The organism is Vagococcus jeotgali, assembly GCF_035918315.1.
Lineage (GTDB): Bacteria > Bacillota > Bacilli > Lactobacillales > Vagococcaceae > Vagococcus > Vagococcus jeotgali.
Window position 1 is genome coordinate 1,731,325 of the sequence record NZ_CP142146.1, and the last position, 22,281, is coordinate 1,753,605.

18 protein-coding genes and 3 pseudogenes are annotated in these 22,281 nt (G+C 32.6%); 8 read left to right on the forward strand and 13 right to left on the reverse strand.

Annotation, left to right across the window (positions count from 1 at the left end; all coding sequences use genetic code 11):
• Nucleotides 1-53: 53 nt before the first annotated feature.
• From rny to VSF34_RS08615, 3 genes are all read right to left on the reverse strand, one after another.
• The gene (gene rny / locus VSF34_RS08605) at nt 54-1,607 is read right to left on the reverse strand and encodes a ribonuclease Y (RefSeq protein ID WP_370659253.1); all 1,554 of its coding nucleotides are present in this window, start codon (nt 1,605-1,607) and stop codon (nt 54-56) included.
• 346 nt (nt 1,608-1,953) lie between these two features.
• Complete coding sequence (gene recA / locus VSF34_RS08610) at nt 1,954-3,003, reverse strand: recombinase RecA (RefSeq protein WP_326716908.1); 1,050 nt, start codon at nt 3,001-3,003, stop codon at nt 1,954-1,956.
• A 90-nt stretch (nt 3,004-3,093) separates the two neighbouring features.
• Entirely contained in the window at nt 3,094-4,308 is a 1,215-nt protein-coding gene (locus tag VSF34_RS08615; protein ID WP_326716909.1) for a CinA family nicotinamide mononucleotide deamidase-related protein, read from the reverse strand.
• A 262-nt stretch (nt 4,309-4,570) separates the two neighbouring features.
• On the opposite strand from VSF34_RS08615, the gene VSF34_RS08620 reads away from it, so the two are divergent.
• Complete coding sequence (locus tag VSF34_RS08620) at nt 4,571-5,206, forward strand: redox-sensing transcriptional repressor Rex (RefSeq protein WP_326716910.1); 636 nt, start codon at nt 4,571-4,573, stop codon at nt 5,204-5,206.
• Between the two features lie 81 nt (nt 5,207-5,287).
• Here the strand turns inward: VSF34_RS08620 and VSF34_RS08625 are convergent, their stop codons facing one another.
• Nucleotides 5,288-5,785, reverse strand: a complete 498-nt coding sequence (locus VSF34_RS08625) for a CPBP family intramembrane glutamic endopeptidase (RefSeq protein WP_326716911.1) — start codon at nt 5,783-5,785, stop codon at nt 5,288-5,290.
• Between the two features lie 283 nt (nt 5,786-6,068).
• Here VSF34_RS08625 and groES point away from each other — a divergent pair, with 283 nt between their 5' ends.
• The 3 genes from groES to VSF34_RS08640 all read left to right on the forward strand — a co-directional run bounded on the left by groES (nt 6,069) and on the right by VSF34_RS08640 (nt 9,459).
• A complete protein-coding gene (groES, locus tag VSF34_RS08630; RefSeq protein ID WP_326716912.1) occupies nt 6,069-6,353 on the forward strand; it encodes a co-chaperone GroES in 285 nt (94 codons plus the stop codon).
• 31 nt (nt 6,354-6,384) lie between these two features.
• Nucleotides 6,385-8,013 (forward strand): chaperonin GroEL, encoded by a 1,629-nt coding sequence (gene groL / locus VSF34_RS08635; RefSeq protein WP_326716913.1) that lies wholly within the window; start codon nt 6,385-6,387, stop codon nt 8,011-8,013.
• A 204-nt stretch (nt 8,014-8,217) separates the two neighbouring features.
• Nucleotides 8,218-9,459, forward strand: coding sequence for an IS256 family transposase (locus tag VSF34_RS08640; protein WP_227258472.1), 1,242 nt, complete (start codon nt 8,218-8,220; stop codon nt 9,457-9,459).
• A gap of 514 nt (nt 9,460-9,973) precedes the next feature.
• On the opposite strand, the gene VSF34_RS08645 is transcribed toward VSF34_RS08640, so the two are convergent.
• The 5 genes and pseudogenes from VSF34_RS08645 to VSF34_RS08665 form a co-directional block, all read right to left on the reverse strand.
• The gene (locus VSF34_RS08645; RefSeq protein WP_326716914.1) at nt 9,974-11,143 is read right to left on the reverse strand and encodes an IS256 family transposase; all 1,170 of its coding nucleotides are present in this window, start codon (nt 11,141-11,143) and stop codon (nt 9,974-9,976) included.
• A gap of 186 nt (nt 11,144-11,329) precedes the next feature.
• Nucleotides 11,330-12,459: pseudogene (locus VSF34_RS08650) on the reverse strand (IS3 family transposase).
• A 69-nt stretch (nt 12,460-12,528) separates the two neighbouring features.
• Nucleotides 12,529-12,729, reverse strand: a complete 201-nt coding sequence (locus VSF34_RS08655; protein ID WP_326716915.1) for a hypothetical protein — start codon at nt 12,727-12,729, stop codon at nt 12,529-12,531.
• 71 nt (nt 12,730-12,800) lie between these two features.
• Nucleotides 12,801-14,078, reverse strand: a complete 1,278-nt coding sequence (locus VSF34_RS08660) for an ISL3 family transposase (protein WP_326716709.1) — start codon at nt 14,076-14,078, stop codon at nt 12,801-12,803.
• 99 nt (nt 14,079-14,177) lie between these two features.
• A complete protein-coding gene (locus VSF34_RS08665) occupies nt 14,178-14,636 on the reverse strand; it encodes a hypothetical protein (protein WP_326716916.1) in 459 nt (152 codons plus the stop codon).
• A 148-nt stretch (nt 14,637-14,784) separates the two neighbouring features.
• Here VSF34_RS08665 and VSF34_RS08670 point away from each other — a divergent pair.
• Both VSF34_RS08670 and VSF34_RS08675 read left to right on the forward strand, forming a co-directional pair.
• A pseudogene (locus VSF34_RS08670) lies at nt 14,785-15,914 on the forward strand (IS3 family transposase).
• 219 nt (nt 15,915-16,133) lie between these two features.
• The gene (locus VSF34_RS08675) at nt 16,134-16,589 is read left to right on the forward strand and encodes a helix-turn-helix transcriptional regulator (RefSeq protein ID WP_326716917.1); all 456 of its coding nucleotides are present in this window, start codon (nt 16,134-16,136) and stop codon (nt 16,587-16,589) included.
• A 149-nt stretch (nt 16,590-16,738) separates the two neighbouring features.
• Here the strand turns inward: VSF34_RS08675 and VSF34_RS09955 are convergent, their stop codons facing one another.
• The 3 genes from VSF34_RS09955 to VSF34_RS08685 form a co-directional block, all read right to left on the reverse strand.
• The gene (locus VSF34_RS09955) at nt 16,739-16,801 is read right to left on the reverse strand and encodes a hypothetical protein (protein ID WP_370659284.1); all 63 of its coding nucleotides are present in this window, start codon (nt 16,799-16,801) and stop codon (nt 16,739-16,741) included.
• Between the two features lie 239 nt (nt 16,802-17,040).
• On the reverse strand, nt 17,041-17,541 hold the full coding sequence (locus VSF34_RS08680) for a hypothetical protein (RefSeq protein ID WP_326716918.1): 501 nt from the start codon (nt 17,539-17,541) through the stop codon (nt 17,041-17,043).
• Nucleotides 17,542-18,146: 605 nt separating this feature from the next.
• Nucleotides 18,147-19,313 carry a WxLIP family cell surface protein gene (locus tag VSF34_RS08685; protein ID WP_326716919.1) on the reverse strand — a complete coding sequence of 389 codons (1,167 nt, stop codon included), beginning with the start codon at nt 19,311-19,313 and terminating at the stop codon, nt 18,147-18,149.
• Between the two features lie 205 nt (nt 19,314-19,518).
• On the opposite strand from VSF34_RS08685, the gene VSF34_RS08690 reads away from it, so the two are divergent.
• Nucleotides 19,519-20,058, forward strand: a complete 540-nt coding sequence (locus VSF34_RS08690; RefSeq protein ID WP_326716920.1) for a hypothetical protein — start codon at nt 19,519-19,521, stop codon at nt 20,056-20,058.
• Nucleotides 20,058-20,780 (forward strand): DUF6681 family protein, encoded by a 723-nt coding sequence (locus VSF34_RS08695; RefSeq protein ID WP_326716921.1) that lies wholly within the window; start codon nt 20,058-20,060, stop codon nt 20,778-20,780. The genes VSF34_RS08690 and VSF34_RS08695 overlap by 1 nt, the downstream gene beginning before the upstream one ends.
• Before the next feature lie 121 nt (nt 20,781-20,901).
• On the opposite strand, the pseudogene VSF34_RS08700 reads toward VSF34_RS08695, so the two are convergent.
• Nucleotides 20,902-22,189 (reverse strand): annotated as a pseudogene (locus VSF34_RS08700) (ISNCY family transposase).
• Nucleotides 22,190-22,281 lie beyond the last annotated feature (92 nt).

The window sequence follows — 22,281 nt, forward strand, 5'->3', positions numbered from 1 at the left end:
AGCACTTGTCATAGCTAGGGGTAAAACAACTTTTGACCCATACTATTTTCTTTTTATTTCGCGTAATCAACAGCTCTAACTTCACGTACCACTGTCACTTTAATGTGTCCAGGATACTCTAATTCGTCTTCGATACGTTTTCTAACATCACGAACTAGTAGAATCGCCTCATCATCAGAAACCTCTTCTGGTTTAACTAACACTCTAATTTCACGACCGGCTTGAATTGCAAAACTTCGCTCAACTCCAGGGAAGTCATTAGCAATATGCTCTAAACGTTCTAAACGTTTGATATAATTTTCTAGTGATTCACTTCTAGCACCTGGTCTAGCAGCTGACAATGCATCAGCAGCTGCTACTAAAACTGAAATAACAGAAGTTGCTTCAATATCACCATGATGGGATGCAACAGCATTAATCACAACAGTATTTTCTTTGTACTTACTAACAAGTTCAGTTCCAATCTCCACATGAGAGCCATCTACTTCATGATCTAGTGCTTTACCAATATCATGTAGTAAGCCAGCTCGTTTTGCTAGTGTCACATCTTCGCCAACCTCTGCTGCTAATACACCAGCTAGTTTAGCAACTTCAATCGAATGATTTAAGACATTTTGTCCATAGCTAGTTCTAAACTTCAATCTACCTAGAACCTTAATTAAATCTGGATGAAGCGAGTGAACCCCAACCTCAAATGCAGCATTCTCCCCGTATTCACGAATACGTTCATCCATTTCTTTACGAGATTTTTCAACCATTTCTTCAATACGAGCAGGATGAATACGGCCATCTTGAATTAATTTTTCTAAAGTCATCCGAGCGATTTCACGTCTGATTGGATCAAAACCTGATAAAACCACTGCTTCAGGAGTATCATCAATAATTAAGTCAATACCTGTTAACGTTTCTAGTGTTCTGATATTACGTCCCTCTCGACCAATGATGCGACCTTTCATATCATCATTTGGTAAGTTAACGACTGTTACAGTTAATTCTGAAATTTGATCAGCTGCACTTCTTTGAATCGCTAAAGATAGTATATTACGTGCTTTACGATCAGCTTCTTCTTTAGCACGTTGCTCACTTTCTTTAACCATCACTGCTCTTTCATGAGTTAGTTCTTCTTTTGTTTCTGTCATGATGATCTCTTTTGCTTCATCTTGCGATAATTCTGCGATTCGCTCAAGCTCATCTTGTTGTTTCGATATTAAAACTGATACTTCTTTTTCTCGTTCATCAATTAATTGTTTTTTCGAATCAACTTTTTCTTCTTTTTCCTCTACTGAACGCTCACGCTTTTCTAAGAAATCATCTTTACGATCAAGATTACTTTCTCGTTGCAGCAAACGATTTTCTTGACTCTTAAGCTCAGATCTTTCTTCCCTTAGTTCACCCTCTACTTCTAGTCGATGTCGTTGATTCTCTTCCTTCGCCTCCAACAAATACTCTTTTTTAAGAGTTTCAGCTTCTTTTTGCGCCTGTTCGATAATGCCACTAGCAGTATTATTAGCTCCTGCTATCGATTTCTCATACCGAGCCTTTACAATAACATAGCCAATTGCTAGACCTACAATTAAACCGATGATAGTGAGGAGTACCGTAGTCATAAAAAACACCTCCATACTATCTTTCTTTATTTTATTTTGTTTACTTTATAAAATAAAACTTTTTTAATGAAAAAATATAAATATATAGATAAACTATACACTATCCATTCTAAGCTTTGTTATATGGAGTGTCAACTTAAAAAGTAAATTGTCATGACTCCCTAACTACTTTGCTAAACAACAAAATCAAATTAAAACAGAGGTTTTTTTACTATTAATAGGCATAAAGTTTTAAAGTTCTTGTTTTCTTTTGAGTTTATTATCATTATAAGGATTGTTATTAAATTAGGTGTTTTCTACATATAAAAAACTCACCTAATTTAAAGGCGAGTTTTTTGAATTTATATTATTCTTTATCTAAATCTAGAGCTATGTCTTCTGTTACTTCTTCCTCAACTACTTCTACATCATCAATATTATAAGCAATACGTACTTTATTATAGATTTCCTCCATCATGTCAGGGTGATCTGCTAAATATTTCTTAGCATTTTCTCTTCCTTGACCGATGCGCTCTTCTTGGTATGAATACCAAGCACCACTCTTATTGACAATATCTTCTTCAGATGCCATATCAAGTAGTTCTCCTTCTTGAGAAATGCCTTCTCCGTACATAATGTCAACTTCAGCTACTTTAAATGGTGGCGCTACTTTATTTTTCACTACTTTTATCTTAGTACGATTCCCAATAATATCTGTTCCCGTTTTTAATTGTTCTGCACGGCGTACTTCTAAACGAACTGTTGCATAAAATTTCAAAGCACGGCCACCAGGTGTTACCTCTGGATTACCAAACATAACCCCAACTTTTTCCCTAATTTGGTTGATGAAGATAGCTATTGTTTTAGTTTTATTAATCGTTCCAGATAATTTTCTTAATGCTTGTGACATCAAACGAGCTTGAAGCCCAACATGAGCATCCCCCATCTCGCCATCTATCTCAGCTCTTGGTACTAAGGCTGCCACAGAATCGACTACTACAATGTCAATCGCACCACTAGAAACTAGAGCCTCAGCAATATTCAATCCTTGCTCGCCTGTATCTGGTTGTGATAGTAATAACTCATCAATATTAACTCCTAAAGCTTGAGCATATTTTGGATCCAAGGCATGCTCTGCATCAATAAATGCGGCTGTTCCACCTTCTTTTTGTACAGCTGCAATAGCATGTAGAGCTACTGTTGTCTTACCTGAACTCTCAGGCCCATAAATTTCAATGATTCTTCCACGAGGGTAGCCACCTACACCTAATGCTGAGTCAAGAGCAAGTGAGCCACTAGAAATCGTTGAAATTTGCGTGTCAACTTTTTCTCCTAATTTCATTACAGAACCTTTACCAAAATCTTTTTCTATTTTCTTTAAAGCAGCATCTAAGGCTGCTTGGCGATTATCTGACATATGTAATACCTCCAGTTTCATTTCTCTTCACTTGTTATCATACTTTTTTTAAATAGAAAAAGCAATAGGAAAGCGAACAAATATTCGCTTTTATTTTACTGCATTGCGAATTAAGTTATAGCCATGCTTTAAGGCTCCATTTTTAATATATGCCAAATCACGTTTAATAACTCGTTCTTCTTTTATAATGTTATCTTTGCTAATAAGGCTAAAATAAATAATTCCCTCAGGCAAGCGCTCTTCAACTTTTGATAGATCTCCTAGAATGACTAAACAATAATTTGAGCCAAACAACCGATTTCCTAATTTGCCAATTAAAGTATCCATCTCTTTAGCTTCAGCTATTAGATTTGCAGCTAGTACTTTTTCAAGTGCTTTTATATTAGGGACTGCGATAGACCCTACTAAAACACCTTTAGCACTTGATGTGTGAGTCCCTTGTAAATAGATATCACCACCTGTTACTAAGTCAATAATTGATAACGTTTTGTTTTTCCGAGATAGCTCATTTATAGCAACCTCTTGAATAGTCAGATTTTCTCCGTAACCATAGAAAAATTCCCCAACTTTTTCCATAATACTTACTTCCATCTTATCAAGTAACACTTTGGCATCAACGTCCGTCACAGCTTGTGCGGTAATTCTTAACATCACTTCATTTGACTTAGCATAAGGTGCTATAGTGGGATTGCTTTGATGGTCAATCAATTCAGCTAAATCTGTCACAATTTGAGACTCTCCAATATTAATAAAACGAAAATACCTTGATTTTAAATGTAGGTGACTTGGTGATAACTCTATTAAAAGCGGGATAACTTCTTGCCTAAACATCGTCTCTAATTCCCTTGGTGGTCCAGGTAGCGTTAAATAATAAGTATCTCGATGCTTAATAAGTGAACCACAAGCCAGGCCAGTTGGATTTTGGATTGTTACGCCATCAGCAAAAGTTAGTGCTTGCTTTTTATTGTTTTCTGGCATGATTTTATCAGTAGATGAAAACAAATGAGTAATCTTCTCAAGAGCTACTTCATCATACACTAAGTTTTCTCCAATAAATTTACTCAAACTCTCTTTTGTTAAATCATCTGTTGTTGGTCCTAAACCACCACATAAAATAACTAATTCACTTCTTGATGAAGCTAGCTTGATTGTTTCAAGTAGCCGATTTTGATTATCGCCAACTGTCGTTTCAAAATAAACCTCATAACCTAAATCTGCTAGTTCTTTTGATAAGAAAGCGCCGTTCGTATTAATAATTTGTCCCAGTAATAATTCTGTACCGACTATAATTAACTCTGTTTTCATATCCATCCCCCACTACTTATAAAATACGCTAATCTTATTTCATTCTATCACAGACTTTCAACGAACATATTTTTAAAAACTTCTATTAACCTCATTTTGATACTGTGTGATATTATTCGCAATTTTTCATTTAACCCTCATGCTAGAGTGATAAATTCCTAAAAATACAAGCTTTATTATTGATTTTATCAGCCATCACAGGTATTCTTATGAATGAAATAGGCAAAGTTCTATTAAGGAAAAAAGTGAGGAATTGAACGATATGAAAGAAACAAATATTCCAAAGGCAACTGCCAAAAGGCTTCCATTATACTATAGATACTTGAAATTTTTACATACGTCGGGGAAAAAAAAGGTATCATCAACTGAATTAAGTGAAGCGATTAAAGTAGATAGTGCTACTATCCGTCGTGATTTTTCTTATTTTGGAGAGTTGGGAAAACGTGGTTATGGTTATGACGTCGAAAAATTGATGGATTTTTTTGCTAAAACACTTAGTGAAGACCGTTTAACTAATGTTGCTTTAGTCGGTGTTGGTAACTTAGGACATGCCTTAATTAATTACAGATTTCATCAAAGTAACAGTATTCGTATTAGTGCTGCCTTTGACGTTAAAGAAGATATTGTTGGACGTATATTAGATGGTGTCCCTGTTTATCATTCTGATGAGTTGATTGAACAAATCAGTGATCAACATATTGAAGTCGCTATTCTAACTGTCCCACCAGAATCAGCTCAAGAAAATGCTGAAAAATTGGTTGAGGCTGGTATCAAAGGGATTATGAATTTTACACCTATTAGTTTAGATGTTCCAAAAGGTGTTCAAATTCAAAATGTTGATTTAACTAATGAAATGCAAACATTAATTTACTTCTTATCAAATTATAACGAAGAGTAAAAAGAGGTTCTGTAGTACCCACACACCCCACAAAGTTAGAACTAAACATCTAACCTTGTGGGGTGTATTTTTTTATTTTAGTTAAATATTAAATAAAATAACTAATAAATTCATTCCAACATGAGCTATTATTGGTGAGATGAGACTTTTTGAGTAATGGTAAATGAAATAAAATAAAATGCCTAATCCTGTGTAAGTTAAAATATGTCCCCCGCCATGCATCAAAGCAAATAAAAGCGAACTGATCAAAATAGAAAAAGTTACAGGTAACTTTTGATTTAGAAAATTAATCATACTATAACGAAATACACACTCTTCCATAATAGGAACAAATACAATCGGAATAAGTAACAACCAACTATTTCCTTGACTAATAGGCAATTGATTTAGCATATTAAAAGGAATTTGTGTCCTTTGGATAACAAAATGACTCAACCAAATCATAAAAAATTGAAATAAAACTCCTACTAACATACCAAATATACCACTTAATAAAATTTTACTAGTCAACACTTTTGATAAACTAATTTTTTGAGCCGTTTGATAATATATATATACGACTAAACTGGTACATATCATATAAATTAACAGTATTATCACTATTTGAATTAGTAAGTTAGGAAAAAATGCGGTGACATATACCGGCATATTAATGGCGAACAGAAAGAAAAAAACACTCCAAAGCATATTTTTATTAATCGACATAAACTAACCCCTCTCACTTCTAAAATATAATAGCATACTCTTTAAAAATATGCGCATTTTACTTGCAAAAAAAATAGTTAATAGGTATTATAGTAAGTGTAATTAGCACTTGAATATATCGAGTGCTAAAATTTGAAATATTACGGGGGGATACACATTGTTAAAACCATTAGGAGATCGTGTTATGATTAAGGTACAAGAAGCAGAGGAAACTACTGCTAGCGGGTTGGTATTAACATCTGCATCAAAAGAAAAATCTCAAACAGGAACAATTGTTGCTATTGGAAATGGACGTACATTAGATAATGGAACAGTTTTACCTATGAGTGTTGAAGTCGGTCAAACCGTCGTATTTGAAAAATATACTGGTCAAGAAATCACAGATGCAGGCGAAGATTTCTTAATTCTTCATGAACAAGATATCATCGCAATCGTAGAATAATAAATAAAAAAAATTAACGAGGTGGAATAATATGGGAAAAGATATTAAATTTTCTGAAGACGCACGTAGCTCAATGATGCGTGGTGTTGATACACTAGCAGATATTGTAAAAGTAACATTAGGACCTAAAGGACGTAATGTGGTTTTAGATAAATCATTTGGTTCACCACTCATCACAAATGACGGGGTGACAATTGCTAAAGAGGTAGAATTAGAAGACCGCTTTGAGAACATGGGAGCTCAATTAGTAGCTGAAGTTGCATCAAAAACAAATGACATTGCTGGAGATGGTACAACGACTGCTACTGTGTTAACTCAAGCGATTGTTCGTGAAGGGTTAAAAAATGTGACAGCTGGAGCTAATCCTATTGGAATTCGTACAGGAATTGAAATGGCAACTAAAGAAGCTGTTAAAGCATTACATGACTTATCTCAACAAGTCGATTCTAAAGAATCAATTGCTCAAGTTGCAGCTGTTTCTTCTGGTAGTGACACTGTAGGTACTTTGATTTCTGAGGCTATGGCTAAAGTTGGTAACGACGGAGTTATTACAATTGAGGAATCTAAAGGAATTGAAACAGAATTAGAAGTTGTTGAGGGGATGCAATTTGATCGTGGGTACTTATCTCAATATATGGTAACAGACAATGACAAAATGGAAGCTGTTTTAGAAAGTCCATATATTTTAATTACAGATAAAAAAATCTCTAATATCCAAGATATTTTACCTTTACTTGAACAAATTTTACAACAAAACAAACCATTAGTTATTATTGCTGATGATGTTGACGGGGAAGCTCTACCTACTCTTGTCTTAAATAAAATTAGAGGAACATTCAATGTCGCAGCTGTCAAAGCACCAGGTTTTGGCGATAGACGTAAAGAGATGCTTGAAGACATTGCTGTTTTAACTGGTGGTACAGTTATCACTGAAGAATTAGGTTTAGACCTAAAAGATACAACTTTAGAAGCTTTAGGAAGTGCAAGTAAAGTTGTTATTACAAAAGATACAACAACAATTGTTGAAGGAAATGGTAATAAAGAAGCTATTAAAAACCGCGTTGAATTAATCCGTTCTCAAGCAGCTGATACAACATCAGAATTTGACCGTGAAAAATTACAAGAACGCTTAGCTAAATTATCTGGTGGTGTTGCTGTTGTTAAAGTCGGAGCAGCTACTGAAACAGAATTAAAAGAGTTAAAATTACGTATTGAAGATGCGCTTAATGCAACTCGTGCTGCTGTTGAAGAAGGCATCGTTCCTGGTGGAGGTACAGCTTTTGTCAATGTACTTGAAAAAGTATCTAATGTAAAAGCAGACGGTGATGAGCAAACTGGGATTAATATTGTCCTACGTGCATTAGAAGAGCCTGTTCGTCAAATCGCAGAAAATGCTGGAATGGAAGGCTCTGTTATTGTTGACAAGCTAAAACATGCTAAGCCTGGTATAGGTTATAACGCTAAAACAAATGAGTGGGTAAACATGATTGAAGCAGGTATTGTCGATCCAACTAAAGTAAGTCGCTCAGCTTTACAAAATGCTGCAAGTGTTGCTGCTTTATTATTAACTACTGAGGGTGTTATTGCAGATGTTAAATCTAATGACCTGCCTCCTATGCCAGGTGGTATGGATCCATCAATGATGGGCGGTATGATGTAAACTCTTTAAAAGACTTACGTTGATATAAAAAGAACCACATGAGGATTTTACTCTCATGTGGTTTTTTGATGTGGAATGTGATGTGAACTAGTTAACTTTCTTTTTGAGAGTGTAATATAAACCGTGTAAGTAACCTACCATCCTAGGTAGTGGGTTGCTTCGCGGTTTTTCTTTTTTTACAATAGATTAAAGGAGTGGTAAGTCATGACAAAAAAGAAAAAAGATCAAAAATCAGCGAAGTTAGCTCAATCAATTATTGATGCCTATCAACCAGAATCGGTTGAAGACATGCAAGAAGCCCTAAAAGATGTTTTTGGACCGATGTTTGAAGCAATGCTTCGTGGAGAATTAGATAATCATTTAGGTTATGAGAATCAGTCAAGACAAGAAAAAGAAACTCAAAACAGACGGAATGGATATGGAAATAAAAAATTAAAAACAAGTTTTGGTGAATTAGACATTCAGGTTCCTAGAGATAGAGACGCTTCTTTTGAGCCAGAAATTATTCCTAAAAGAAGCAGAGACGTTTCAAGTATTGAAGGAAAAGTTCTTTCTATGTATGCCAAAGGCATGAGTCAACGAGATATTGCCTCGACAATTGAAGATATTTATGGTTTTACTATTTCTCATGATATGGTGTCGGATATCACAGATCAAATATTACCAGAACTTGAGGAATGGCAAATCAGACCTCTGGCCAAATGCTATGCCTTCTTGTTTGTCGATTGTATGTATGTCACTCTAAGAGAAAATTATGAAGTGAAAGAATGTGCGGTGTATACAATTCTTGGTTATGATTTAAAAGGAAATAAAGAAATTCTAGGTCTTTGGCTAAATCAAACAGAATCGAAAAATAGATGGATGCAGATTTTTGATGAGATTAAAGAGCGTGGCGTTGAAGATATTTTGTTTATTTCAATGGATGGTGTATCAGGGCTTGAAAATGGAGCCAAAGCTATTTTCCCAGGTGTTGTCGTTCAACGTTGTCTGGTCCATTTAGTTAGAAATGCCCTTCGTTATGTGCCAAGTAAAAGTTATAAAGAGGTTTGTAAGGATATGAAGTCTTTTTACAGTGCCTCCTCTTTAAAAGCGGCTCAAACAGCTTTTGATACCTTTCAAACAAAGTGGGCAGTCTATCCTGGAGCTATTGATGTTTGGAAAAGAAATTTCCACCATGTCGAACAATTATTTGATTACGGCTCAGCTATTCGAAAAATAATGTACACGACAAATGCTGTAGAAAGTGTTCACTCTAGTTTCCGCAAGGTAACTAAAAAAGGAGCTTTCCCTAATGAGAATGCCCTTCTTAAGCTATTATATCTTCGAGTGAAAGAACTTCAAAGTAAATGGGAAGGTGGGCATGTTCATAATTGGGCTATGGTGCTTAACCAATTAACGGTCAACGACTCTTTTTCAAAACGTGTCGAAAAATATAATCGTTACTAATCAAAATAAGTGAGACATATAAAATTTGACAACGAGTCTCTCGTCCTGCGATTTTTTATCGGGACAAGAGGTTTATTAAAAATACCCTCTTATTCCTAGAGATTATCACAGGACGACTCATTGTCAAATTGAGTTTCTATTTTTATTTTTAAGGAATTTACACACTTAACTTGACAAACCCTTCTTTTTATTCTTAATAGTTCCTCTTCTTCTTTAATAAAATCTTTTCTTACTTCTTTTTTTACTTCTGAAAAAAAGCCCAAAATATTATCATCGGGATTAAAACAATGTGTAATCTCATCTTCAACCTTATAATAAACTTGACCTTCGAATTTAATATCAGGATTATTAAGTACAAGTTTTTTGACACTTTTATCTACTTTCTTTAAATCTTCTCTTATAGCATCAATATAATCAAAATAAATTTTAATTACACACCTATTATAATCTGCAATTGTATATTGGTTGCGTCAAGAATTATGTGTAAATGGAAAATCCATTCCATTATTTTAAGTTAAAACATTGATTCTAATGTATCTTGAATTTCCTTAAATCCTTTATGCACTCTACCTAAAAACTTTTGGTTATATTCATTGAACTGAGAAACAAGGAATCTCTCCAGAGATTCTTCATTAGGAAATTGTTCTTTTCTCTTTGTATATTTTTTTAACTGTTTATTGAATCCCTCAATCAAGTTAGTTGAGTAGATAGTTCTTCTGATTGATGGCGGGAAGTTATAGAAAGTTAATATAGCAGGATTCATGAGTAACTTCACAACTCGTGGATACTGCTTTTTCCATTTTTCTGTCATAAAAGTTACTTGTTCAATTGCTTCCTCTTTTGAAAGAGCTTGATAGACAGTTTTAAAATCATCACAGATTTCTTTTCTATCCTTAACACGAACTTTATGAGCAATATTTCTAGAGACATGAACACAACATTGTTGAAATTGAGCATTTGGATAGACACTATGGATGCTATCGTGAATACCGTTTAAACCATCAGTTACAACTAATAAAACCTCTTCTAAACCACGGTCTTTTAGGTCTTGAAGTATCTCTTTCCAAATGTAGGCAGATTCAGTTGGAGCAATAGTAAATCCTAGAACTTCTTTGGTTCCATCTAACCGGATACCAATTACTATGTAAATAGCTTCTTTTGCTACGGTTTTCCTTTTTACTGGAATATGAGTAGCATCCATAAAAATAACTGAGTATTTAGCCTCTAAAGTTCTTTCTTTAAAAGCTAAAACATCTTCAGATACAATTTTACTTATGTTTGAAATAGTTTGTGGCGTGTAATAATGACCATACATCTTTTCAATTAAATCAGAGATTTCAGACATCGTTATTCCTTTTTGAAATAGCTGAATAATAGTCGTTTCTAAAGAGTCATTGGTTCTTTTATAAGCAGGTAATGTTTGTTGAGAAAACTCACCATTCCTATCTCTAGGGATTACTAAATTTAGTTCTCCATACTCCGTTTTAAATGAACGTGAATAATTCCCATTTCGGGAATTACCTGAATTAAATCCAGATCTATCATATTTTTCATAGTCAAGAAATGCTGTCAGTTCAGCTTTTAATAATGAATTAATAGCTAGCTCTAGATGATGGCGAAACAAATCATCCAAATCACCTTTATTGATTAGTGTTTCCATAATTTCTGTAGTAAAATTATTCATGAGAAAGTCCTCCTATAAAATTTTTGTGTGGTAACTTTAATTTTACAGAATGGACTTTCTTTTTTTCTACCCTAAATTTCTATTTACACAAAATATTTTACGCTATCTGTATATTGAATTGGCAACACTTTTCTGTACAAAAATTATACGGTCTTTATTTTATTTAGATAGTTATTCTATGTTCTGCTAAATAACCTGTTTCAACTCCCAATCTAAACGGTAATTAATCGGGGATTGATAGCCAAGCTTGCCATGTTTTCTAAACTTGTTCCACCAATTGACATAATCCATTAACTCATATTGTAGTTCAAACAATGAGTCAAAAGATTGTTGGTAAATAAACTCAATTTTAAAAGCTCGATAGGTTGCTTCTGCCACAGCGTTGTCATAGGGGCAGCCAGGACGTGATAAAGACCGTTTTATCTGAAACACATCCAATAATTCATCAATACTTTGGTTATCAAATTCTTTTCCTCGGTCTGTATGAAAAATTTCAACATCATCTAATGGCTGTTCAATCGTTCCGATTGCCTGTAGCACAAGGTCCACAGATTTGTTAGGACCACTAGAATGCCCAACTATTTCTCGATTGAACAAATCGAGAATAAAGCAGACATAATGCCACTTTTTGCCTACTTTAACATAGGTTAAATCTGTCACTAAAGCTTCCATAGGTTGCATTTTATCAAATTGACGTGATAAAACATTATCGATTTTCTGTTCATTTTTAGTCGTTGCTTGAGGTTTAAATTTCAGTGTTGTGTAGCTTGAAATGAAATTAAACTTATTCATGATTCGTCGTATCCTTCTTCTTGAAACAATTAATCCTTGATCGTTTAAATCATCTTTAATTCTTCTTGCTCCGTAGGAGTTACGGCTATCTGTAAATGACTCAATGACTGCTTTTTCAACAATAGCTTCTGATTTTTTTCTTTTGACTTCATAATAATAAGCCCCACGAGAAATTTCTAATTTTCGACACATCGCTGATACACTATACTTCTTTTTGTTTTCCCTAACAACTTCTACTTTCGTCCGAATATCAGCGCCGCTTGCTTTAAAATATCATTCTCCATCATCAGTTCTTTATTTAGTTTTCGTCATTCACGCAACTCTTTTTCTTCTGGTGTCAAATTATCTTTCTCTTTGAATGATCCTGACTGATTATATTGTTTTACCCATTTATCAAAGGTTGATGGTGTCAGGTCATATTCTCTTAAAATATCTTTTCTAGGTTTTCCTGATTTATGCAGTTCCACCATTTGTTTCTTAAATGATTCTTTGAAGGTCCGTCTTGGTTTTCTGTTAGTTGTCATGAAATAAGCTCCTACTTTGTTTTTTATTAAGTATAGACACCTTATCTTTATTGTTCAACTAAGTGTAACCTATTCATATAAATAAGATATATGTGGATTATTGTCTAATTCCTTTACTATCTCTTCCTTAATTTCCCCCATTTCTTTTAATAAAGATTTATTTAATTTTATATGAGGCTTGCTCAATATCTCATCTAAATTAAAACTCACACGACCTTCATTAACTTCTACTGGTAAATGTCCATGTTGAGAATAATGGCTCTTCGTCAAATCGTGTTGATATTTAAAAATTGATAAAATAAGGGCATTAGAAGAAGGGGGATTTTTCCTCCTTCTTCTTTTTAATTAAATTGAAATGATTGACCTTGAATAAGGAAAATCCGTCGCTTAAAAGTTAAGAAATTTCGGTAACCATAGGCTGTTCGTTTGATAGCTTTGATTCGGTTGTTAATTCCTTCTAAAAAACCATTTGAATAAGAATAATTTAAAGCATTGGTAACACCTTGCCTGAAGGTTTGGAATGTTTTGAATTTGGCTTTAAATTCCTTAGGAAGCTCATTAGAGATAGAATGAGTTAATTCTAAAAATAAGTCTGAATCCTTTGTTTCATAAGCATATTTTAACTCTTGTATATAATCATATGCGATTTTTATAGTTGAGTTATAGGAAAGAAGTTCTTCAATGACACCAACTTGTGTCATACTTTTATTGAAAAGAGGATAATTACTATATGTAGTGGCACTTAATTGACTAGAGTCTTTTAAAAATAGTTTCCAATATTTTTTTATTCTCCGGTATTGTTTTGCTTCTTCATTATCATAACGTTTTAATTGATTCATTTCTTTTATTCTTAGTTGATTAAAAGAACGATTGATATGCTGAATGATATGGAATCTATCTGTCACAATCTCTGCATGTGGAAATACAGTTTTAAGAAGGCCACCGTAGTTGGCATTCATATCCATGACGAGAAACTTCACTTTTAACCGCTCTTTTCTGGAGTATTTCAGGAAGTACTTAATAAGAGAGAAGAGACGTCTATCTGGTAAAATATCAATAATCTTTTTACTTTCAGCATCAGCACAAATAAAGCTCATACCAGATTGACATGACTTAGTTGATTTAAATTCATCGACACATAGTACTTTTGGTAGATGTTGAAAGTTGGTTAGACAGTGGTTGGTAAAGTCGTATAAAACACGTTGTACCGTGTTATCAGAAACATGATGGAATCTAGCGATCTCTTTTCTTGAACGATCTTCTTTCAAATCTAAGGCGATTTGATACTTTAATGTTTTCGATATATGACAATAGTCATCGACTAACGCAGTATCAGCACTGAATGTTGTATGACATTCTTTACATAGATATCGTTCTCTTTTAAGTTCTAAATAAGTTGTGACCCTATTAAACTCTGGTAGTTGTGTTTTAGTAGTATAAGTACCATTTTTAACACACGTATTCTGATGACAAGAGGGGCATATTCTGTCTGGAGACGTTAGTCTTCCCCTTATTATATTTGAGCGTCTACCTCTAATAGTAGCCTCAGTTAACCAATCTTTTTCAAAAATAATAGATTTGTCTGTTAAATTAAGTAATTTTCTAGTATGATTATCCATGGGAACATCCTCCTAATAATTTGGTTTTTGTCGACTTTATTTTATCATGTTTGGATGTTCCTTTTTGTATTTAAAAACAAAAAATCGTATTAATGGAAACTATCCATCAACACGATTTATTATAGACCCAGAATAATTTCTTAGTAGGTTTAAAAACCTATAAGAAAAAAATTCATCATAAACTTTACTAGAACTAAGTTTTCTGAAATCAATGTAGTCTTTTTCTTTCATATTTTTTTTAAAATATACTTCTATAGATTCTACCAACACTCTTCCAGAACTTATTAAATTTACAGTATAAGTATTAATTAATGTATACATTTCTTCTTCATTCAAACTCATTCTTTTATGGAGTATTGAATCGTTCGTATAAATAATAAAGTCGGAAAGCATAAGATTTAGATTACATCTAAATACCTTATACAGCCTAAATAATTCTACGAAATGTCTTGTTTTTTCAACGTAATTTTCTACCATTATTTTCTCTTCTAAACTTAAATCTGCTATTTTTATTTCTTTTGTCCTATTAGTAAAATAATAATATTTATCTTTAATCATTTTTAACTCCTAATTACTTATTTCATTGTATGTATCCCATATAAATCTTACTAACGCAACAGATGAATTAACTGAATAGGTTACACTTAGTTGAACAATAAAGATAAGGTGTCTATACTTAATAAAAAACAAAGTAGGAGCTTATTTCATGACAACTAACAGAAAACCAAGACGGACCTTCAAAGAATCATTTAAGAAACAAATGGTGGAACTGCATAAATCAGGAAAACCTAGAAAAGATATTTTAAGAGAATATGACCTGACACCATCAACCTTTGATAAATGGGTAAAACAATATAATCAGTCAGGATCATTCAAAGAGAAAGATAATTTGACACCAGAAGAAAAAGAGTTGCGTGAATGACGAAAACTAAATAAAGAACTGATGATGGAGAATGATATTTTAAAGCAAGCGGCGCTGATATTCGGACGAAAGTAGAAGTTGTTAGGGAAAACAAAAAGAAGTATAGTGTATCAGCGATGTGTCGAAAATTAGAAATTTCTCGTGGGGCTTATTATTATGAAGTCAAAAGAAAAAAATCAGAAGCTATTGTTGAAAAAGCAGTCATTGAGTCATTTACAGATAGCCGTAACTCCTACGGAGCAAGAAGAATTAAAGATGATTTAAACGATCAAGGATTAATTGTTTCAAGAAGAAGGATACGACGAATCATGAATAAGTTTAATTTCATTTCAAGCTACACAACACTGAAATTTAAACCTCAAGCAACGACTAAAAATGAACAGAAAATCGATAATGTTTTATCACGTCAATTTGATAAAATGCAACCTATGGAAGCTTTAGTGACAGATTTAACCTATGTTAAAGTAGGCAAAAAGTGGCATTATGTCTGCTTTATTCTCGATTTGTTCAACCTAGAAATAGTTGGGCATTCTAGTGGTCCTAACAAATCTGTGGACCTTGTGCTACAGGCAATCGGAACGATTGAACAGCCATTAGATGATGTTGAAATTTTTCATACAGACCGAGGAAAAGAATTTGATAACCAAAGTATTGATGAATTATTGGATGTGTTTCAGATAAAACGGTCTTTATCACGTCCTGGCTGCCCCTATGACAACGCTGTGGCAGAAGCAACCTATCGAGCTTTTAAAATTGAGTTTATTTACCAACAATCTTTTGACTCATTGTTTGAACTACAATATGAGTTAATGGATTATGTCAATTGGTGGAACAAGTTTAGAAAACATGGCAAGCTTGGCTATCAATCCCCGATTAATTACCGTTTAGATTGGGAGTTGAAACAGGTTATTTAGCAGAACATAGAATAACTATCTAAATAAAATAAAGACCTTATAATTTTTGTACAGAAAAGTGTTGCCAATTCACTACCAGTACCTAACTTTGACCGACTATTATTATTAGAAGAGGCATTACTATCAACAGCCCATGTTTCACTAAATAAAGAGTTTACTTATTCAAAAGCATTCATTGAACAAAGTAAACATAAAATAAAAATAAATCAGACAGTATTATTGGGAATACAGGAAGCATTGATTATCAGACAAGAATTTAAGAGTAAATCTTTTAAATATTTAACAAGTGAACTATCAATTGAAAATATTTATAATTCACTGAACCTAACTAAAAAAGATATTACGGATAATAATATGATTTCCTTCTTAAATTATTACTATTTAACTATTGAAAAAACTAATAATAAAAATCTTAATGACTTTCTAAATTCGACTAGACATAATAATTTTCAATACAAAACTACAAAAAATTTAGAGCAAGAAAATATCAACAAACGAAAAGAAGCAATAAAAAGATTATATACAAGAGGAGCAACATTAGAAGAAATTGCTATTCGGCTTAATATATCATTACGGACTGTTAAGTACAATTTTAAAGATATACAGTTATCAGAAGATGAAATTAAAAAAGCAAAAAGTAATCGTAATCTTGTTCTTGACCTTACTGACGATTAACATTTGGAAATAATACCAATATGTGGTATTATAGACGTAGAAAAAGAGGCATACGCTAATATGCCTCTTGCAGTAGAATTAGCCGTTAAAAAGACGGTGGCTTTATAAAATGTGCTTAACCATCTTAACTCGCCAAAGTTAGAAGATGGTTATTTTTTTTGATTAAATTTCAATATCGCAATCACTAACATTGCAAAACTAATTGCAAACATTAATGCTTCGTATACTGACAAAGCTAGTCCTTTCTAGGGTACAGCCTGTAATTATAATCATAAAGGCATCACCCTCTTTCAAGAGTTTAGCCACCATCTTTTTCACCTCTATATTCTACTGACGACAGTATAACATAATTTCATGAATAAATATTAGTTCTTTACAAAATAGACACAACCTACCTATCATCAAACAGCTAGCTCTTCTAATTTTCAATTACATAACAAAAAATCTCCAACTATTTATTAAACTCATCTAAAAAAGACTGAAACGAATTAGTCTGAACATCTAACAGTTCTATTTTGGTTCCTCTTAATTTTCGTTTAATTTCTTTTTTTCGTGGTTGTTTTATTATCTCTTGATTTTTATTTGGTGCCTTAATAGGTGGAAAATTATTTTCCTCAGCTAATCTATTGTAGTGATTAACTAAATTAAGCTGTGTACTTTCCACTAAACTACTTACTTCTTTATAGTTTGGAATATAAAGATAAACGTAATTAGTTTTTCTTTCTTTAGGTGAATGAGTCCTTAGAGAAATAGTTATAATTTTATTCAAGTATTTCATTTTCACTTCAAAGTAAAAAGAATCCGTTGTTTTAGAAACACTAGATTTTACTTGTTGAACAGCTGATATTTTATTTAGACCTTCTCTTATACTTTGTGAAATAATTTCATAATACCTTTTGGACACATCATTTCTGTCCTGAAAAAAATTGATTTCTTTACCATCAATAATCAAAATTGAAACACCTTCTTCACTTTCTCTATTAATTTAATCATATCATATTTCAAATTTTATAAATTAAATAATCTTCGATGACTCAAACCAAGAAAAGGTGCAACGTAAACCAAAAATCATTACATCCAAATTCTATACTTCCCCACTCAAGAACGTTGTAAAAACAACGTATTAGTTACATAGTTAGAAGCCAAAGACATTGCTAGATGTGGATTTAGATGTATTTTGTGATGAAATCAGTGAAGATAAATTTTAAATCTTTCTATAGTTACTGACAATACTAGAGAAGCTATTTTATATTTAGATGTGAATTGTGATGTAAAACCCAATAACCACCAAAATAAACTTAACTATAAATTTAATAACTAATTAAACATTCGTCTTTAACTGTGTTTTCGTTATTTTTTTATGTTTTAACAGTAGGTTAAACCTAAAAACCTAACTTTATCATCAATGATGGGCGGTATGATGTAAACTACGTTTTAGACCTATAATAATATAGAAAACCCCACATGAGAATTAATTCTCATGTGGGGTTTTCATATAAATAGACTATTAACTAATCCATAAATATTTTTTAACATACTTGTTTGTACTTAAATACTTTACTTTTTATTTTTATCACCAAGTCGTTCATGGCGGGAGGATTTTAATGACTTAGTATTTTTAGTAAGTTTAAAAACAGAAAATACAGATTTGTTTGCTTGTCCTTTTTTATTTGCCAACATACGCTTTTCTCTGTCTGTTTTGGCTACAGGATGATTAGTTTTTCTATTTTTTACTACAATAAAGAGCACAACTAAAATACATGCAACTACAATCACACCTATAATTAGCAATGTATGTGTTGGCTTAGATTTGCCACCTACCATGGTGCTATTTAACCGACTGGCTTCTTCTTTAGTGATTGTAAAAGGTTCTTGAAATTCAAACTCACGGTTATTAGTTTTAGCGACTAAATGTAATAGGTAATCACCTGCCTTAAAACGCTCTGAATCTAAAGGAATTTCATATTCAAAACTTGAATACGGTGCCATACTCATATCTTTTGTTTGGTGAGTGTATATAGGTTCTTTTTTTCCTTTAGCCATATAAACTTCTGATTGAATCTCTAAATGGCTTAAAATACGTGGTTCTGGATTTTGTAATTTAGCAGCTATGATATTTTTATAGTTCCTCTGACTTGCTTGAACACTTAGTAAATTTAATTGTACTGGAACTTGCTTGTCATTTTCAGAAAGTCTAACTCCTATGACATAAGAAAAATTATTTTTTGCTTGAATATCTGTTACTTCTTCTTTAGTATCACGATTATTTTTTTCAAAAAAATGTAAGCCACCTAAAACGATACCATCAAATGGCTTATCTGGGACTTTAACAGGTATTTTAACTGTTTTTGATTCATTAGCTCCTAACTCAACATCTGGTATGTCATCCACTAAGCTAGAAAAAGGGATACTTAATGATTTTTCTAGTTTTGGAGATGTTTTACTATAATCAATAATACCATTATTATTTGTAATAGCTGTATTAGCTAAAATACTCACCGTCATTTTTTGATCTGTTTTATTTTGAATATCTACTTCCAAATGCTCAACCGTTCCAGGTTTAACTCGTAAATCATAATAAGACTTCGTTTTATCCCGCTGATTTTTGGATTGTTGTGTAGAAACAGAAAATGGCATCTCTTTAGCGCTAACCTGTTTACTTGTAAAAACAAAACACATTATAAAGCCAAGTAAAATAACTAAACTTAATCTTTTACGTTGCATAAAGCCGCTCCCTCATACGATACATTTTTTAATAGACTCATTGTATCACCTTTTATATTTAGATACTACTTTGCTATATTGCCTTGATTAATTGATAAGCTTAAAAAATTAATTGATTTAATATAAACTTATTCCCCTTTTCTTTTTTATTTCAAAGATATTTGCTATGATAAAGATGAGCATAATCATTGAAGGGAGTTTTTTTATGCCAAAATCAAAAAAAGTCGTTGCACCTTTTTTAAAACCTATTGCTATTTTAAGTATTTCTTTAGGTATTAGTGCAACAACTGCTGTGGTTGATGGAAAAAGCTACAAACCACCTGAAGAGCCTAAGGTTGAAGAAGTCCAACAAACGGAAGATACACAAATAAAAGACTCTAGTCAACTAACAGAGGAATCTCGTGAGCGTGAAAAGGTGGATAATAAGAAAGAAGAAATAAATTCAGATAGAGATAAAACAAAAGAATCTGATGAAACCAAAAAAAATCGAAAAACAGCAGATAGTTCAACTCCAGACTCTAAAATAGAAGAGTCAAGTGAAGATGTACAACAGTCTGGTACGACTGAATCAAGTGAAGCCACACCAGCTGCTGATGAGGATAATCAGAATCAACCAGATACCTTTAACAAGCCAGGAAAAGATAAACCAGGGAAAAACGAGGAAAACCCTGATAAAAATCCAGATACAGTTAATGATGCTGGTGTTTCACAAAAAAATAACGATGATAAAGGAGACATGTCTTAATGGAAGCTCTAATTGCGTTGTTATTGACTAATGTGACTAAATTTTTGAATTACTTAAATATTAATCCAAGACTTCAAAATAAAATTTTAACAGTAGCTAGTGGTTTATCAACCCTCTATATTTTAAGAATTGCTAGAGGATTTTACCGAAACGGCAACTATGTTAAATCTTTTATCTATGTTGGTATTTTCATCATTCTAGCTTACTTTATTGTTCTAAACTTTATTTACTACTTTAAAAATCAAAAAGTAAAGTGGGATGTCACTAACTTTATCGAAGATATTGTACCTGAGGATGTCACTTTTGACGGAACAACACCAAAAAATGGAAAACCAATTATTCAAGGAAAACAACTTGATATTCAGTTATATAAAGATAGTGATATGATTATCGAGCAAGTCATCGAATCCTTAGTTAATCAACATAATATCACTGCAACAGCACTTCAAGAACATACTTTTGAACTTGATAAATACACGTTAATTCCTTACTACAAAATTAGAAAAAAACAATTGTTTATTGGTAGTAGTTATTCTGATTTAAAAGAGGTTGCTACCATCCATGTTGATGAAGATGCTGATACTCTTGTTCCTTTAGGTGTTTTTGTTAAGGGAGGCGCTTATGAATTAGATGGTGTCATTTATAAAGAACCTTACTCATTAGAACTTAGAGTAAAAGATTTAGATGATGAGACAATTGATGATGAAACAGCTACTCCTTAAAAATTTTCCTGTCAATCGAACATAAAAATGTCCCAAAATGAGGGCTCACATTAGCGCAATCTTTACTGCGTAAAACTTGCACTAATGTGACCATTATTGGTAAAATAAGGTACTTTTTGTTTCAGGCTGTTTTTTCAGCCTCATATTCTTCGATAGTACGGTCAATACTTTGAAGATACCTTTTGAAAGACTCAAGTTTCCACGGATGTGACTGTGGTGGAATGTACTTGCGTCTTTCTTTTTTTATATCTGAAGAAACCCCATCAAACTCTTTTGAATAGGTCTCATGGGTTTTTAATCGTCTAGTAGGATAAATTTTTTCTGCTATATTAACATAAATCTCCCCGTTAAAAGCTTTTATAATTAATGCTTTTGTTTTCCTTGTAAAATATTTGTCGCTACTACCTTCCGTTGGAAGATAACATTTATTTTGATACTTAATATGATGGCCATTATCGACGATACGATGAGAGACAGTAGATAGAAATTGATTAGCCTCCTCTATAGAATGTATATTTGCTATCTCAAGATCAACAGGCAATCTTGACTACACTGTCTCATTTAAACGTTCTACACGACCTTTCGCTTGAGGAATAGAGGATGTTTTTATGTCAATACCTAATTGATGACAAGCAAACCCAAACTGCGTGAACGTATCTTCTTCTACAGCTTTTGTTGATTTTTTGTTGTACTAAAAGACGGTTCGTTTATCTGTTAGAAAAGTGGCAGGAATCCCTTGTTTTGTCAGAATTTGATGAAGAACATGGTAATAACCATTGAGCGTTTCCTGTTGGTCAAAATAAGCGCCAACAATATTACCTGATGCGTCGTCAATAGCTAAATGAAGATGAGTTATTTGATTTCCAAACCAATTATATGAACTAGCATCTAATTGAATTAATTCTCCTTTGTATTTTTTTCTAGGTCGACTAGGATGGGTCTTTTCAGGGAGTTCTAGGTAGTCTTCAGCTCTTGGAACCAATAGGTTTTCTGATTGTTTGGTTTGTTGACCTTCTTGCTTTATTAATTGTTTGAGTCTTCTTTTTGTCTTTTTTTGAGCTTTTGGTGAAAGTATTTTTGCTTTGTACAGGATGCTTCTAATTGTAGTATCTGTATAACAGATATGATGGTCGTTTTTCAGTATTTCAGTAAAATGCCTAATATTTGGTTTAATACTAAACGATTGATAACTAGTGATTATTTGTTGTTTTACTTTTTTCAGGCACAGAGTGCTTATTTTTTCTCCCTCGATTTTTATGGACAAATGCTGATTTACCATTTTCCCTGTATGATTTCACTAAACGGTTAATTTGTCGTATAGATAAATTAAGTTCAACACTAGCTCTCTTTTTTTGTTTTTTATTTTCAGCGACAGCTTTAATAACTTGATACTTTTTGGTTTCATTCATTGTTAGATTTATCCTTTTCATAAAGTTATTTTATCATTTTGGGACATTTTGTCTTTCGACCTACTTAGGACATTATCACTTTCGAATGATAG